Source organism: Variovorax sp. LjRoot84, from assembly GCF_964254305.1.
In the GTDB taxonomy this organism is placed as follows: Bacteria; Pseudomonadota; Gammaproteobacteria; order Burkholderiales; family Burkholderiaceae_C; genus Variovorax.
This window is the reverse complement of record NZ_CAXUTE020000001.1, coordinates 5,509,855-5,524,690: the sequence shown is the minus strand read 5'-3', so window position 1 is coordinate 5,524,690 and position 14,836 is coordinate 5,509,855. Positions and strand designations below refer to the sequence as shown.

General features: G+C 68.0%; 15 protein-coding genes. 3 read left to right on the top strand and 12 right to left on the bottom strand.

Translation table 11 applies throughout. The annotated features are described in order from the left end of the window. Positions 1-4: 4 nt before the first annotated feature. The 7 genes from ACSQ9I_RS27250 to ACSQ9I_RS27220 form a co-directional block, all read right to left on the bottom strand. Positions 5-1,258, bottom strand: a complete 1,254-nt coding sequence (locus ACSQ9I_RS27250; protein WP_436309908.1) for an ABC transporter substrate-binding protein — start codon at positions 1,256-1,258, stop codon at positions 5-7. Further along, positions 1,255-2,388, bottom strand: coding sequence for a branched-chain amino acid ABC transporter permease (locus ACSQ9I_RS27245; RefSeq protein ID WP_436315183.1), 1,134 nt, complete (start codon positions 2,386-2,388; stop codon positions 1,255-1,257). The genes ACSQ9I_RS27250 and ACSQ9I_RS27245 overlap by 4 nt, the downstream gene beginning before the upstream one ends. Positions 2,389-2,467: 79 nt before the next feature. Next, positions 2,468-3,415 carry a branched-chain amino acid ABC transporter permease gene (locus ACSQ9I_RS27240; RefSeq protein WP_436315182.1) on the bottom strand — a complete coding sequence of 316 codons (948 nt, stop codon included), beginning with the start codon at positions 3,413-3,415 and terminating at the stop codon, positions 2,468-2,470. Beyond that, on the bottom strand, positions 3,412-4,695 hold the full coding sequence (locus ACSQ9I_RS27235) for an amidohydrolase family protein (protein ID WP_436315181.1): 1,284 nt from the start codon (positions 4,693-4,695) through the stop codon (positions 3,412-3,414). Before ACSQ9I_RS27235 ends, ACSQ9I_RS27240 begins: the two co-directional genes overlap by 4 nt. Before the next feature lie 10 nt (positions 4,696-4,705). Continuing rightward, a complete protein-coding gene (locus tag ACSQ9I_RS27230; RefSeq protein ID WP_436309904.1) occupies positions 4,706-5,995 on the bottom strand; it encodes an amidohydrolase family protein in 1,290 nt (429 codons plus the stop codon). A 2-nt stretch (positions 5,996-5,997) separates the two neighbouring features. Beyond that, positions 5,998-6,795: an alpha/beta fold hydrolase gene (locus ACSQ9I_RS27225; RefSeq protein WP_436315180.1), complete on the bottom strand. Its 798-nt coding sequence runs from the start codon at positions 6,793-6,795 to the stop codon at positions 5,998-6,000. Next, positions 6,796-7,662 carry a fumarylacetoacetate hydrolase family protein gene (locus ACSQ9I_RS27220; RefSeq protein ID WP_436315836.1) on the bottom strand — a complete coding sequence of 289 codons (867 nt, stop codon included), beginning with the start codon at positions 7,660-7,662 and terminating at the stop codon, positions 6,796-6,798. Between the two features lie 172 nt (positions 7,663-7,834). On the opposite strand from ACSQ9I_RS27220, the gene ACSQ9I_RS27215 reads away from it, so the two are divergent. Continuing rightward, positions 7,835-8,539, top strand: a complete 705-nt coding sequence (locus tag ACSQ9I_RS27215) for a TetR/AcrR family transcriptional regulator (RefSeq protein WP_436309902.1) — start codon at positions 7,835-7,837, stop codon at positions 8,537-8,539. Positions 8,540-8,553: 14 nt separating this feature from the next. After that, entirely contained in the window at positions 8,554-9,441 is an 888-nt protein-coding gene (locus ACSQ9I_RS27210) for an alpha/beta hydrolase (RefSeq protein ID WP_436315179.1), read from the top strand. Here ACSQ9I_RS27210 and ACSQ9I_RS27205 read toward each other — a convergent pair. The 4 genes from ACSQ9I_RS27205 to ACSQ9I_RS27190 all read right to left on the bottom strand — a co-directional run bounded on the left by ACSQ9I_RS27205 (position 9,404) and on the right by ACSQ9I_RS27190 (position 12,393). Continuing rightward, positions 9,404-10,915 (bottom strand): tripartite tricarboxylate transporter permease, encoded by a 1,512-nt coding sequence (locus ACSQ9I_RS27205; protein ID WP_093108419.1) that lies wholly within the window; start codon positions 10,913-10,915, stop codon positions 9,404-9,406. The two genes, ACSQ9I_RS27210 and ACSQ9I_RS27205, sit on opposite strands and share 38 nt — an antisense overlap. Before the next feature lie 13 nt (positions 10,916-10,928). After that, positions 10,929-11,417 (bottom strand): tripartite tricarboxylate transporter TctB family protein, encoded by a 489-nt coding sequence (locus ACSQ9I_RS27200; RefSeq protein WP_436305696.1) that lies wholly within the window; start codon positions 11,415-11,417, stop codon positions 10,929-10,931. A gap of 173 nt (positions 11,418-11,590) precedes the next feature. Beyond that, a complete protein-coding gene (locus ACSQ9I_RS27195) occupies positions 11,591-11,992 on the bottom strand; it encodes an RNA recognition motif domain-containing protein (RefSeq protein ID WP_436315178.1) in 402 nt (133 codons plus the stop codon). Between the two features lie 185 nt (positions 11,993-12,177). Beyond that, positions 12,178-12,393: a DUF3820 family protein gene (locus ACSQ9I_RS27190; RefSeq protein ID WP_436315177.1), complete on the bottom strand. Its 216-nt coding sequence runs from the start codon at positions 12,391-12,393 to the stop codon at positions 12,178-12,180. A gap of 39 nt (positions 12,394-12,432) precedes the next feature. Here ACSQ9I_RS27190 and ACSQ9I_RS27185 point away from each other — a divergent pair, with 39 nt between their 5' ends. Then, complete coding sequence (locus tag ACSQ9I_RS27185) at positions 12,433-13,674, top strand: DEAD/DEAH box helicase (protein WP_436315176.1); 1,242 nt, start codon at positions 12,433-12,435, stop codon at positions 13,672-13,674. Here the strand turns inward: ACSQ9I_RS27185 and ACSQ9I_RS27180 are convergent. Then, positions 13,669-14,829 carry an acyl-CoA dehydrogenase family protein gene (locus ACSQ9I_RS27180; protein WP_436315175.1) on the bottom strand — a complete coding sequence of 387 codons (1,161 nt, stop codon included), beginning with the start codon at positions 14,827-14,829 and terminating at the stop codon, positions 13,669-13,671. The two genes, ACSQ9I_RS27185 and ACSQ9I_RS27180, sit on opposite strands and share 6 nt — an antisense overlap. Between the last annotated feature and the right edge of the window lie 7 nt (positions 14,830-14,836).

Genomic DNA, 14,836 nt, shown 5'->3' with positions numbered 1-14,836 from the left:
TCGCTTACGGGCAGCTCGGCACGTCGCGCGAGCCGATCTTGAACTCGTCCGGCTTCATGCCCAGCAGCTGATTGACGTTGTCGACCTTGCTGTGCACCTTGTTGAAGAGGTTGCCCTGCGCGTCCTTCACCACCTCGGTGACGAAGGTGGTGCCGATCGCCTGGCGGTTGGCGTCGAGCTTGACGTCGCCGTTCGGCGTCTTCAAGGTCATCTTGGCCAGCGCATCGCGCAACTTCGCCTGGTTGTTCGAGAGGTCGCCGTTGACCGCGGCCAGCCCGTCGAGCGCCGCCTTCATGTTGACGTAGTAGACGTAGGCGAACAGGCTCGGGCTCGGGTAGCCGCCGGCCGATACCGGGTAGTTCTTTTGATAGTCGGAGACGAAGGCCTTCCAGTCCGCGCCGTCGTAGGCGTCGGCCAGCGGTCCGGCCGACAGCGTGCCGATCAGCGAGTCGCGGCGCTTGCCCTTGTAGTTCAGAATGTCCTGGCTGACGGTGATCGAGCCGCCGAGTATCGGCTTGTCGCCGCCCGCGTTCTCGTACTGGGTCAGGAAGTTGACCGCATCGGCGCCGCCGAGCACGACCAGCAGCGCATCGACGTCCTTCGGGATCTTCGCGATCACCGACGAGTAGTCCTTGCCGCCCAGCGGCACCCAGGCCTTCTCGGGCACTTTGCCGCCGGCCTTGCAGTACTCGGCCATGAAGCCCTGCACCTGCGAGTAGGGGAACGCGTAGTCCTCGGCGATCACCATCGTGCGCTTGTAGCCCTTGGCCAGCGCCGCCTTGCCGAGGCCCACCATCCACTGCGCGCCCTCGGTGTTGAAGCGGAAGAAGTTCGGGCTCGGGTTGACCAGCGTGGTCGACTGCGCGCCGGAGGCGCCGTTGATGAAGGTCACCTGCGGCTGGGTCTTGGAATAGTCCTTGACCGCGATGCCTTCACCGCCCGACAGCGGGCCGACCATGATGTCGACCTTGTCCTGCTCCACGAGCTTGCGCGTCGCGTTGACCGCGACGTCGGGCTTGGCGTCCGAGCTCGCCTTGATGACCTCGATCTTGCGGCCGGCCACCGTGCCGCCGCGCTGCTTGACCGCCAGCTCGGCGCCGCGCATGCCGTCCGCGCCGCCGGCCGCGAACGGCCCTTCGAGCGTGGCCAGCAGGCCTATCTTGACCGGCTGGCCCTGTGCCCACGCGCCACCGGCCAGCGCCGCCGCGGCGGCCGCACCCAACATCGAACGAACCCAGAGTCGCTTGTTCACGTTCACGGTTGTCTCCTTTGGTTGGAAGTCAAGCCTGGTCTCGGTGCTAAACGCGAGCGCAACATCGCCCACAGTCCGAGCAGGCCGTCGGGGGAAAAAAGCACGATGGCGAGGAACACGCCGCCGATCACGAGGTTGAAGCGCTCGCGGTCGATCAGGTCGATCGCGAAGGTCTGCAAGAGCACGAAGGCCAGCGCGCCGAGGAAGGCGCCGATCGGGTGCCGCATGCCGCCGAGCACCGCGATCACGAGGATGTTGATGAGCCAGGAGGTGCCGACCGAACCCGGCGACATCAGCGCGTTGTACCAGGCGAGCAGGATGCCGCCGACCGCCGCGATCGCGCCGGCCAGCGCATAGGCGGCCACGCGATGCGCGACCACATGGAAGCCGAGCGCGCGCATGCGCCGCGGGTTGTCGCGGATGCCCTGCAGCGCGATGCCGAAGGGCGTGCGCACGATCCAGCGCACCAGCAGGTAGCCGCCGAGCGACCAGGCCAGCGCGAGGAAGTAGAAGGGCAGCGGGTCGCGCCAGGTGATGCCGAAGACGGTCGGCGGTTTCAGTTCGCGCAGGCCCTGGAAGCCGTTGAAGAGGCTGTAGTTCTGCAGCACCAGGTAGTAGAACGCGACACCGATCGCCAGCGTGATCATGATCGTGTAGATGCCTTCGGTGCGCACCGAGAGCCAGCCGATCAAGGTCGCGGCGATGGTGGCGATGAGGAGCGCGAACGGCACTGCGGCCCACCACGGCCAGCCGAGGCTGATCTCGGCGCTGCTGCTGGTGCCGAGCACCGCGAGCGCATAGCCGGCGATGCCGGCCACCGTCATCTGCGCCAGCGACACCATGCCGCCGTAGCCGGCCAGAAAGGTCAGGGACAGCGCGATCAGCCCGAGCACCAGCGCCTGCGCGGCGACCTGGAAGGTGAAGAAGGGCGAGGCGACGAACGGGAGGACCAGCAGGCCGGCGAGCACGACGATGTGGTGCGGCCCGATGTGCTCGCGCAGCGCATCGATCCAGCGTCTCGCGTTGTCGATGGGCTGCGAGGGAACGGTCCGGAGGGACACGGCAGGCGCCGGGCGCGGCGGCGGCGCCACGGTGCCGCGCGCATTCATCGCCCGCCGCCAGCGCGCGGCGCTCATGTGAGCCCCTCGTCGCCGGAGTACCGGCGCCGGTCCCCCAAGGGGACGTTCGCTTGCTTGGGGCGGCCCGGCGCGGCACTCATGACGCCCTCCCCATGATCCCGCGCGGCCGGAAGGCGAGCACGAGGATCAGGATGCCGAAGGTGAAGACCACGCTGTAGGTCGGCGCGTAGGCCAGGCCGTAGGTTTCCGCGAGGCCGAGGATCACTGCGCCGATCGCGGCGCCGACGACGCTGCCCATGCCGCCGACGATCACGACGATCAAGGAGGCGAGCAGCAGCCGGATGTCCTCGCCCGGCACCATCGACAGCTCGACCGCGCCGATCACGCCGCCGAAGCCGGCCAGCCCGGCGCCGAGCATGAAGGTGATCGCGAACACGCGGTTCACGTTGACGCCGGCGGCGGCGAGCATCGCGCGGTCGTCGACGCCGGCGCGGATCATCATGCCGACCCGCGTGCGGTTCAGCAGCCACCACAGCCCGACGCCGATAAGGATGCCGAAGCCGAGCAGGCTGAGCCGGTAGGCGGAATACGCGCGGATCAGCGGGATGTCGCGGATCGGCCCCTGCAGCCAGGCCGGCGCTTCGAGCTGGTGCACCTGGCCGGTGAAGATCCACAGCAGCACGTCGGCGATCACGATCGAGAGGCCGATCGTCACCAGCGTCTGGCGCAGTTCCTGGCCCTGCATGTGGCGCAGGATCAGCCACTGGATCAGGAGCCCGGCGATCGCCGCCGCGGCGAAGCCGGCCGCCACCGCGAGGATCCACCAGCCGGTGTGGTTCGCGACCACGTAGCCCACATAGCCGCCGAGCAGGTACAGCGAACCGTGCGCGAGGTTGACGTTGCGCATCAGCCCGAAGACCAGCGTGAAGCCGCTGGCGACGATGAAGTACAGCGAGGCGAGCGTCAAGCCGTTGAGCAGCGTGACGAGGTAGAGGCGGGCGTTGTCGACGAGCGCCCATAGCGAAAACGCGAGGATCGGGCCGCCTACCAGCAGCCAGAGCAGCCAGCGGGCCTTCTTCGTCATGCAGCGCGCTCCCACGCCCGCTGCGACGCGATCTCCGGCGCTTTGGCGAACTCGCCGTCCTTCATCACCGCGAGGATGCGCTTCGGATCGCGCAGGATGGCGAGGTTGGCGAGCGGGTCGCCGTCGACCAGCAGCAGGTCGGCCAGGTAGCCGTCCTGGATGGCGCCGAGCTCGTGGCCGCGCATCATGATCTGGCCGCCGTAGACCGTGGCGGAGCGGATCGCCTCGGCCGGCGTGAAGCCCAGGTACTTGACGAAGAACTCCAGGTCGCGCGCGTTCTGGCAATGCGGCGTGAAGGCGAAGCCGTAGTCGCCGCCGGGCAGGATGCGCACGCCACGCCGGTGCATGGCCTTGAGCGATTCGAGCGCCGCATCCCACTCGATCTGGTAACCCATGGCGACCGCCTTCTCGTGCGTGATGCCGTAGGGCGCGGCCTCGTGCAGCATCGCGTAAATGATCGCGATGCCCGGCGCGACGAAGACGCGCTCCTTCGCGGCCTCGAGCATGTCGAGCGTCTCCTCGTCGGTGAAGCTGGCGTGGTAGATCACGTCGATGCCGTGGCGCAGCGCCTGCTTGACCGAGGCCGCCGAGCGCGCATGCGCGGTGCCGCGCTTGCCGCGCACCCGCACTTCCTCCATAGCGGCGTGCACCTCGGCATCGCTCATCCAGGTGGTCTCGGCCGGCGAGTCGGGTGTGAAGTTGTCGCCGGAGAGATTGAGCTTGATCGAATCGACGCCGTACTTGAGGAACATGCGCACGACCTTGCGCATCTCGTCGGCCGAGTTCACGTTCACGCCGAAGCTGAATTCGGGGAAGGGCAGGTGCGGCAAGGTCTCGTCGCCCAGGCCGCCGGGCACGGTGATCTCCTGACTCGCGGCCAGGTAGCGCGGGCCGGGAATCTGGCCGGCGTTGATGGCGTTGCGGATCACCACGTCCAGCCGCGGCTTGGCGCAGGCCGCGCCGACGCAGGAGGTGAAGCCGGCCTCCAGATAGCGCTTTGCGACCTTGGCGCACCACAGCACGTGTTCCTCCAGCGGCATGCGCTGGATCGCCGAGAGCGTGGCCGCGTCGTTCCAGGAGAAGTGCGTGTGGGCCTCGCACAGGCCGGGCATCAGCGTGGCGCCGGCGCCGTCGACCACCATCGCGCCGCCCGGCGCGATCGGCGCCGTGCTGCGGCCGACCTGGCGGATGCGGTTGCCGCGCACCAGCACGCTTCCGGTGTAGGGGTTCTGGCCCGTGCCGTCGAGGATGCGAACGTTGGTGAAGACGACATCGGCCATCGTGGTTCTCCTAGGCAGCCCAGCGCGTCGGCTGGGTGCGCCGCACCGGCGGCGCGCGGTGGAACTCGCCGTCCTTCATCACGGCCAGGATCCGGGTCTTGTCCTGCAGCACGCTGATGTCGGCCAGCGGGTCGCCGTCGATCAGCAGGATGTCGGCCAGGTAGCCCTCGCGGATGTAGCCGAGCACCTTGCCCATGCGCATCATCGGGCCGCCCCACGCGGTGGCCGACAAGAGCGCTTCCATCGTGCTCATGCCGACGTACTTGACGAAGTACTCGAGGTCCTTCGCGTTGGTGCCGTGCGGCGTCCACGCGAAGCCGTAGTCGCCGCCGGGCAGGATGCGGATGCCGCGCTTGCGCATCGCACGCATGCTCTCGACCGCGGCTTCGAGCTCGCGGTGGTAGCCCATCTTGCGCGTGACCTCGGGCGTCAGGCCCCATTCGCTCGCGTGATGGCAGGTGTTGATGAGCCAGGCCAGCCCCGGCGCGATGAAGTGCTCGAACTTGTGCTCCTCGAGCATGTCGAGCGCTTCTTCGTCGGTGAAGCTGGCGTGGTAGATCACCTCGATGCCCTGCTTCACGCACTGCTTGATCGACCAGGTGGAGCGCGCATGCGCCGCGACGCGCTTGCCCCAGGCCTTGGCCTCCTGCACGCAGACCGCGATCTCCTCTTCGGTGAACTGGCTCATCTCGCTGGGCATGCCGGTGATCGACTCGCCCGAGAGATTGATCTTCAGCGAGTCGACGCCGTACTTGACGAACATGCGCACGCAGCGCCGCATCTCCTCGACACCGCTGACCACCGCGCCGAAGGCGAACTCGGGCTGCGGCAGGTGCGGCTGCGTGGTGTCGCCGAGGCCGCCGGGCACGGTGATTTCCTGGCTGGCGGCCAGGTAGCGCGGGCCGACGATGGTGCCGTCGGCGATCGCGTTGCGGATCACCACGTCGAGCCGCGGCTTGGCCGCCGCGGCGCCGACGCAGCTGGTCCAGCCCATGTCGAGGTAGCGCTTCGCGACTTCGGCGCACCACAGGATGTGCTCTTCGGGCGGCATGCGCTGGATCGCGTCGAGGCTGGGCTGGTCGTTCCACGAGAAATGCGTGTGCGCCTCCACCATGCCCGGCATCAGGAAGGCACCGGCGCCGTCGATCAACTGCGCGCCCATCACCGGCGCGGAACGGGCGCCGTAGCCGGTGGGCACGACGCGTGCGATGCGATTGCCCTGCACCAGCACGTCGCCGGTGAAGGGGGCCTCGCCGCCGCCGTCGAAGATGCGCACGTTGGTGAACATCACATCGGCCATGTTCAGCTCCTCGCGTTGGCTGCCAGGAAGTCGCGCAGCTCGCGCTGGCATTCCTCCGGACGCTCGACCGGCGTCCAGTGGCCGCAGCGCGGCAGCACCACCACGCGCTTGCTGGCCGCGTTGTGCAGCTTGTCGGCCATGGCGCGCACCGCCTGCGGCGGCGCCACGCCGTCCTCGTCGCCGGTGACCAGCAGCACGGGCGCCTCGATGCGCTCCACCGCCGCGGCTTGCGCGCCGGCGAGCGCTTCGCAGCTGCGCGCATAGGCCTCACCCTCCTGCCGCATCAGGCTCTCGCGCACGAAGGCCACGGCCAGCGGAAGGCGCTGGCGCGTGTCCGCGGAGATCGCCGCCTGCAGCAGCGACTGGGTGATCTCGTGCATGCCGGCCGGGCCCTCACGTGCCTTGGCCGCGCGGGCCTGCATGGCGGTACGGGCGGCGTCGGGCGGCGCGATCAGCGGCCCGAACAGCGCGACGCTGGCCGCCAGCTTCGGATGGTCGGCGGCGATGTGCTGGCAGACGATGGTGCCCATCGAATGCCCGATCCAGTGGGCCCGCGTGACCTTCAGCCGCTCGCAAACGGCGAGCAGCGCTTCGACATAGCGCTCGATCGAGAGCGCGCCCTCGGCCCGCTGCGAGCGCCCGCTGCCCGGCAGGTCGACGCGGATCACGCGATGCCGCCCCAGCGCCGGCATCAGCGGCGTGTAAGTGTTCGAGCTGCCGCCCAGGCCGTGCACGCAGACGACGGCAGGGCCTTCGCCTTCCTCTTCCACCGCGATGCGGTCGATCAACTGGAAGGTCATCTATTCGAACCTGTTCTCGATCACACCCACGCCGTCGATCTCGATGCGCATGAGATCGCCGGACTTCAGCCACTGCGGCGGCGTCTGGCCCATGCCCACGCCGGCCGGCGTGCCGGTCGCGATCACGTCGCCCGCATGCAGCGTGATGCCGCGCGAGCAGGTCTCGATCAGCGTGGGGATGTCGAAGATCATGTCCTTCGTCAGACCGTCCTGGCGCAGCGCGCCGTTGACCCAGCCGCGCACGCGCGTCGCGCGGCCGTCGAGCTCGTCGGCGCTCACGATCCACGGTCCCATCGGGCAGAAGCCGTCGAAGCTCTTGCCCAGCTCCCATTGCTGGTGGCGCATCTGCACGTCGCGCGCGGTCACGTCGTTGACGATCGTGTAGCCGAACACATGGTCCATCGCGCGCGAGCGCGGGATGTCGCGCCCGCCGCGGCCGATGACCACGGCCAGCTCCGATTCGTAGTCGATCTGCACCGAGGTGGCGGGCGAGGGCAGGCGCACCACGTCGTGTGGCCCGACCACGCACTCGCCCAGCTTGCCGAAGACGATCGGCCACGGGTCATTTTCGGGCATGGTCTCGCGGAACACCGTGCTCGCGAGCTCGGTGGCGTGCGCGCGGTAGTTGCGCCCGATGCAGAACAGGCTGCGCAGCGGGCGCGGCAGCGGCGCGCGCAGCGTGAGCACCTCGACCGGCAGCCGCGCGCCGGAAGGCTGCGGCAGCGGCTCGTGGCGCGCGAGCGCCTGGATCAGCGGCAGGGCGCCCAGCGATGCGTCGCGCACGGCAAGCGGCGTGGCCTCACGCCCGTCCGGCGAGATCGTGCCCACGTGATCGCGTCCGCCCCAACTCCAGCTGGCCAAGCGCATCGCATTTGTCTCCATCATGTCTCGCGGTTCTTGCCGGTGGCACCGGCCGCCTCGAGATCAGGGAACTGCCCATTTTGAGACTTGCGTCTCAAATCGGGATCGGTGCATCATACGTGCCGACCTCAGACCTCCACAAGCGAAGCCCAGCCCTTCGGCACTCCGTACAAACCCCATGGCGCGACTGAAGCACAAGCTGAGCGAACCCCCGTTGCCGCCCGAGCGCGGCGTCAAGGCGGCCACCTTCAAGCTCCTGCTCGACACCGCCATGGACATCATTCGCCAGAACGGCCACATCCCTTCGGTCGCCGAGGCGGCGGCGCGCTCGAAGGTGTCGCGCGCTACGGCCTACCGCTACTTTCCGAGTCGCAGTGCATTGATCACCGCGGTGATCGACAGCTCGCTCGGGCCGGTGCGCAAGCTCGCCTCCGACAACCCGAGCGGCCGCGAGCGGGTGCACGAACTGTTCGCGCAGACCTTTCCGCGCTTCAAGGAATTCGAGGCCCAGCTGCGTGCGGCCGCGCAGCTGTCGCTGGAGCAGTGGGCGCTCGAGCGCGCCGGGCTGCTGGAGGAGGAGCCCTATCGCCGCGGCCACCGCGTGCGCATCCTCCAGCATGCGATCGAGCCGCTCGCGCCACAGTTGCGGCCGGCTGTGCGGGACCGGCTGCACCATGCGCTCTCGGTGGTCTACGGCATCGAGCCCTATGTGATCCTGAAGGACATCTGGGGCCTGCGCGATCGCGAAGTCGAGCGCACGGCACTGTGGATGGCCGATGCGCTGATCGATGCGGCGCTGCGCGAATCCGACCAGAAGCCCGCGCCGCGCGCAGTCCGCGTGAACGGCGCGAAGGCCGTCGCGGCCACCGCGAAGCGGCGCTGAGCGCGGGGACCGTCGTGCGCCGCACATCGCCTGCCTGGTTCGATGCGCAATACAACAACCGCGCGCGCATTCCCGAGCATCCTTCGATCCTGAAGCATTGGGCCGATGCCTCGGCCAGGGCCTACGAGCTGCCCGGCTGGGTGTGCGATCTCGCATACGGCGACGACGCCAGCGAGCGCCTCGACGTGCATCCGGCCGTGCGTTCCAGTGCGCCCGTGCTGGTGTACATCCACGGCGGCTACTGGCGCGCGCTGGACAAGCGCGACCAGAGCTTCGTGGCCCCGCCCTTCGTCGATGCCGGGGCGATGGTGGTTCTGGCGAACTATGCGCTGTGCCCGGCAGTCAGCATCGAGCAGATCGTGCTGCAGCTCGTGCAGGCACTGGTCTGGGTCTATCGCCATGCGGCGGAACACGGCGGCGATCCCGGGCGCATCGTGGTGGCCGGCCACTCCGCGGGCGGACACCTGGCAACGATGCTGCTGGCCTGCGACTGGCGCGCCGTGGCGCCCGACCTGCCTGCGGACCTGGTGAAGTCGGCGCTGGCCATCTCGGGGCTGTACGAGCTCGAACCGCTGCGGCACGCGCCCTTCCTGGCTCCAGACCTATGCCTGAGCGCAGCATCGGCGCAGCGCCTGAGCCCGGCCGCGATGCCACCGCCGTCGCGCGGATCGCTGGTGACGGTGGTCGGCGGCGACGAGAGCGAGGAGTTTCTGCGGCAGGCGGCGCTGATCTCGCAGGCTTGGGGTCCGCGCGTCGTCATCGCTGCAGAACGCGTTCCGCAGCGCAACCACATGGACGTGCTCAACGAGCTGGCGGACCCGCACTCGCCAACGCATCGGCGGGCCTTGCAACTGCTGGGCCTGCTCAGTCCTCGACGAAAGCCTCTTGCCGCTTCGCCTTGATCGAGGGCAGCAGCACGATGCCCAGCAGCGCCAGCGCCGCCACCAGCAACCCGGCCGACAACGGCCGCGTGACGAACACGCTCCAGGTTCCGCGTGACAGCAGCAGCGCGCGGCGCAGGTTCTCTTCCATCATCGGCCCGAGGATGAAGCCCAAGAGCAGCGGGGCCGGCTCGGTGCGCAGCTTGAGGAAGAGATAGCCGACGAAGCCGAAGATCGCGACCATCCAGACGTCGAAGGTGTTGTTGTTGGTCGAGTACACGCCGATCGCGCAGAACAGCACGATGGCCGGGAACAGGAACTTGTAGGGCACGGTCAAGAGCTTGATCCACATCCCGATCAACGGCAGGTTCAGGATGATGAGCATCGCATTGCCGATCCACATCGAGGCGATCAGGCCCCAGAACAGCTCGGGATTGCTGGTCATCACCTGCGGGCCGGGCTGGATGTTGTGGATGGTCATCGCACCGACCATCAGCGCCATCACCGCGTTGGGTGGAATGCCCAGCGTGAGCAACGGGATGAAGGAAGTCTGCGCGCCCGCGTTGTTGGCCGATTCGGGCGAGGCCACGCCGCGGATGTTGCCCTTGCCGAAGGCGATTTCGCCGGGGCGCATCTTGATCTTCTTCTCGAGCGCATAGGCCGCGAAGGCCGCCAGCAGCGCGCCGCCGCCCGGCAGGATGCCCAGCGCCGAGCCCAGCGTGGTGCCGCGCAGCACCGCGGGCGCCATGTTCTTGAAGTCCTCCTTGGTCGGCCACAGGCCCTTGACCTTGGAGGTGAACACTTCGCGCTCGTCGTCGGGCTGCGAGAGGTTGCCGATGATCTCGCCGTAGCCGAACACGCCCATGGCGATCACCACGAAGCCGATGCCGTCGGTGAGCTCCGGAATGTCGAAGCTGTAGCGCGCCACGCCCGAGTTGACGTCGGTGCCGACGATGCCGAGCAGGAGGCCCAGCACGATCATCGCGACCGCCTTGAGCAGCGAGCCTGAGGCCAGCACCACGGCGCCGATCAGGCCCAGGATCATCAGCGAGAAGTACTCGGCGGGGCCGAACTTGAAGGCCAGTTCGGTCAAGGGCGGCGCGAAGGCCGCAAGAATCAGCGTGCCGACGCAGCCCGCGAAGAAGGATCCCAGGCCCGCGGCCGCCAGCGCCGGACCGGCGCGGCCCTGCCGCGCCATCTGGTAGCCGTCGATGCAGGTCACGACCGACGAGGACTCTCCCGGCAGGTTGACCAGGATCGCGGTGGTGGAGCCGCCGTACTGCGCCCCGTAGTAGATACCGGCCAGCATGATCAGCGCCGACACCGGCGGCAGCGCGTAGGTCGCCGGCAGCAGCATCGCGATGGTGGCGACCGGGCCGATGCCGGGGAGCACGCCGATCAGCGTGCCCAGAATGCAACCCACCAGGCAGTACAGCAGGTTGGTGAAGGTGAAGGCGACGCCGAAGCCGGTCGCCAGGTTGTGAATCAGATCCATGGTGCGCTCGCCCTCAGCCCGAAATGAAAGTGGGCCAGACCTGGATCTGCAGCTTGAGCGCCCAGATGAAGGCCACGTAGCTGCCGGCCGCCAGGATGGTCGAGAGAATCAGCACGTCGCGCAGCTTGAAATGCGCGCCGGCCAGGCTGGAGATGATGGTCAGCGCGTAGATCGCGAGGATCATTCCCATCGCCGGCAGCCCGATGCTGGGCAGGCCGCCGAGCAGCACGCCGAAGGCGAGGTTGGCGCCGAGCACGAAGGCGAGTGGTTTCCAGGCCCATTTGCCGATCTTGTCGCCGTCGTTGGTCTCGACCACCAGCGCCTGGAACATGATCGCGGCGCCCAGGATCGCCAGCAGGATCCCCAGCATGAGCGGGAAGTAGCCGGGCCCCATGCGGGCCCCGTCGCCGATGTTGTAGGTGGTGGCGCCGATCGCGAAGGCCCCTCCCACCGATGTGAACATGACTCCCGAATAGAAGTCAGCCTGGCTCTTGATGCGCATTGTCTCGACCCTCGTTGATGTGAACCCGAGGGTCGTCGCCCGTGCCTGACCGCTTGCTGACCAGTACTGTACGGACTTCCACGTATCGGCCCCTCTCTCCCTGTCGCGGCCGCAACGAAAAAAGGCTCCCGAAGGAGCCTTTTCATCGACGCTGTGAAGCGTGAGGTATGTGCTTAGTAGCCGCCGCGGCCACCGCCACCGCCGCCGTAGCCGCCACCGCCGCTGCGATTGCCGCCACCGCCGCCGCCGTAGCCGCCACCACCGCCGCCATAACCACCGCCGCCGCTGCGGCCACCGCCGCCGCCGAAGCCGCCGGGCGAACGGGGCTCCATCGGACGGGCTTCATTGACGGTCAGGCTGCGGCCTTCGAGGGATTGGCCGTTCAGGCCTTCGATGGCTGCGAGCGCTTCCGCGTCGCTGCTCATTTCGACGAAGCCGAAGCCCTTGGAGCGACCGCTGTCGCGTTCCATCATGACCTTGGCACTGGCGACCGAGCCGTACTGGCCGAAAGCCTGTTCGAGTGTGTCGTCGCGCACGGAGTAAGCGAGGTTGCCTACGTAAAGTTTCTTGCCCATGGAAGGACTCCTAATTCAAACCAACAAAACAAAGCGATGGAGTCCCTGTATCACAACAAACTAAAACAGCGCTGTGGCGCGAAACTGACCGATCACCGGATCACGTCTTTGGCAGAAAAAATGCCAGGACGCCCCGGTATTGTCGTTCACTATTCTGAATTTGTCAGAAATGCTTTTATTAAGGGTTAACGCGGCCTGCGCAGCGGGGCCAGCAGGGCCCTCAACCCGTTGTGGTCGATCTCGTGCATCAGCGCCAGCAGGCGGCCGATCTCGCCCTTGGGAAAGCCCTCGCGCGCGAACCACTGGAGGTAGTTGCCCGGCAGGTCGGCGATCACGCAGCCCTTGTGCTTGCCGAAGGGCATTTCGAGCGTGACCACGCGTTCGAGGTCATCGGGCGTCATGCTGGCTATGCTCCTTCACTCGCTCCAACTTTCTCATTCATGCCATTCAGCTCTCTGGGCCTCGATCCTGCCATGGCGCGCGCCGCGGCCAACAAGGGCTATGCCGCACCCACCGCCATCCAGGCCGCGGTCATTCCGCCGATTCTGCAGGGACGCGACATCCTGGGCGCGGCCCAGACCGGATCCGGCAAGACGGCCGCCTTCTCGCTGCCGCTGCTGCAGCGGCTGGCGAGCGAGCGCCCGACCGCGCCGCGCCGGCTGCGGGCGCTGATCCTGGTGCCGACGCGCGAGCTCGCCGCGCAGGTCGGGGAGTCGATGCGTGGCCTGGCGCAGCATCTGGCGTCGTCGCTCAAGATCGCGGTCGCGTTCGGCGGTGTCTCCATCAATCCGCAGATGATGGCGCTGCGCGGCGGCGCCGACGTCATGATCGCCACGCCGGGCCGGCTGCTGGACCTGGTCGACCATCGCGCGCTGAAGCTGTCCGCGGTATCGATGCTGGTGCTCGACGAGGCCGACCGGCTGTTGGACCTCGGTTTTGCCGACGAGCTCGGTCGCATCCTCGCGCTCTTGCCGGCGCAGCGTCAGAACCTGCTGTTCTCGGCTACCTTCCCAGCCGCGGTGCGTTCGCTGGCCGAAGGCCTGCTGCGCGAACCGGCGCGCGTCGAGGTGCAGGCCGAACCGGCCGAAGCGCCCGCCATCCTGCAGCGCGCGATCGAGGTCGATGCCGGGCGGCGTACGCAGCTGCTGCGTCATCTGGTCCAGCACGAGGGCTGGGCGCGGGTGCTGGTCTTCGTCGCCACCAAGCACGCGGCCGAGATCGTGGCCGACAAGCTGCGCAAGGCCGGCATCGATGCCGAACCCTTCCACGGCGTGCTGAGCCAGGGCAAGCGCACGCAGGTATTGGCCGACTTCAAGGCTTCGAGGGTGAAGGTGGTGGTCGCGACCGATCTCGCGGCGCGCGGCATCGACGTGGTGCAGCTGCCGGCGGTGGTGAACTACGACCTGCCGCGCTCGGCCGTCGACTACGTGCACCGCATCGGGCGCACGGGCCGTGCCGGCGAGAGCGGCGTGGCGCTGAGCTTCGTGAGCGCGGACAGCGAGGCGCATTTCAGGCTCATCGAGAAGCGCCAGGGCCTGAACGTGCCGCGGGAGCGGGTGGCGGGCTTCGAGCCGGTGGAAACCCAAGCGCCTGCAAGAGCGCCGGACAGCAACGGCGGCGTCAAGGGAAAGAGGCCGAGCAAGAAAGACAAGCTGAGGGCGGCCAAAGCATCCGCATCATGACTGCGGTGGCCGCTTTGCGATCCCCATGGTCTTGGCCAGGATGCCCAGCATCACCTCGTCGGCGCCGCCGCCGATCGAGGCCAGCCGGCCGTCGCGGTACAGGCGCGACACGCGGTTCTCCCAGGTGAAGCCCATGCCGCCCCAGAACTGCAAGCAGGTGTCGGCCACCTCGCGCGTGAGGCGCCCGCACTTGAGCTTGGCCATCGAGGCCAGCGCGGTCACGTCTTCGCCCTGCACATGGAGGTCGCAGGCGCGGTAGGTCAGCGCGCGCAAGGCCTCCACTTCGGTCTGGAGCTCGGCCAGCTTGAACTGCACCCACTGCTGGTCGGCCAATGTGCCGCCGAAGAGCTTGCGCTGCTGCGCCCACTCGATGGTGTCGGCGATGCAGGCTTCCATCGGTTCGAGCGAGCTGGCGGCGCACCACAGGCGCTCCTCCTGGAATTGCTGCATCTGGTAGACGAAGCCCTGGCCTTCCTCGCCGATGCGGTTGCGCTGCGGCACGCGCACGTTGTCGAAGTAGATGAGGCCGGTGTCGCTCGAATGCATGCCGATCTTCTTGATCTTCTTCGCCTTTTCGATGCCGGGGCTGTCCATCGGCACGATGACCAATGACTTGTTGCGATGCGCCGGTCCGTCGCTGGTATTGACCAGCATGCACATCCAGTCGGCCTGCAGGCTGTTGGTGATCCACATCTTCTGCCCAGTGATCAGGTAGTCGCCACCGTCCTTGCGCGCATGGCTTTTGAGCCCGGCCACGTCGCTGCCGGCGCCGGGTTCGCTGACGCCGATGCAGCCCACCGTCTCGCCGGCGATCGCGGGTGCGAGGAACTCGCGCCTCAGCGTGTCGCTGCCGAAGCGTGCGAGCGCCGGCGTGCACATGTCGGTCTGCACGCCGATGGCCATCGGCACGCCGCCGCAGCTCACATGGCCGAGCGCCTCGGCCAGCGCCATAGCGTAGGAGTAGTCGAGCCCGGCGCCGCCGTATTCCTCCGGCTTGTTCAGGCCGAGCAAGCCCAGCGCGCCGAGCTTCCTGAACACCTCGTGCGCGGGAAAACTCTCCGCCGCTTCCCACGCGTCGACATGCGGGTTGATCTCCTCGTCGATGAAGCGCCGCAGCGTCTTCTGGATCTCGAGGTGTTCGTGGGTGTACTGCATGCCCCAC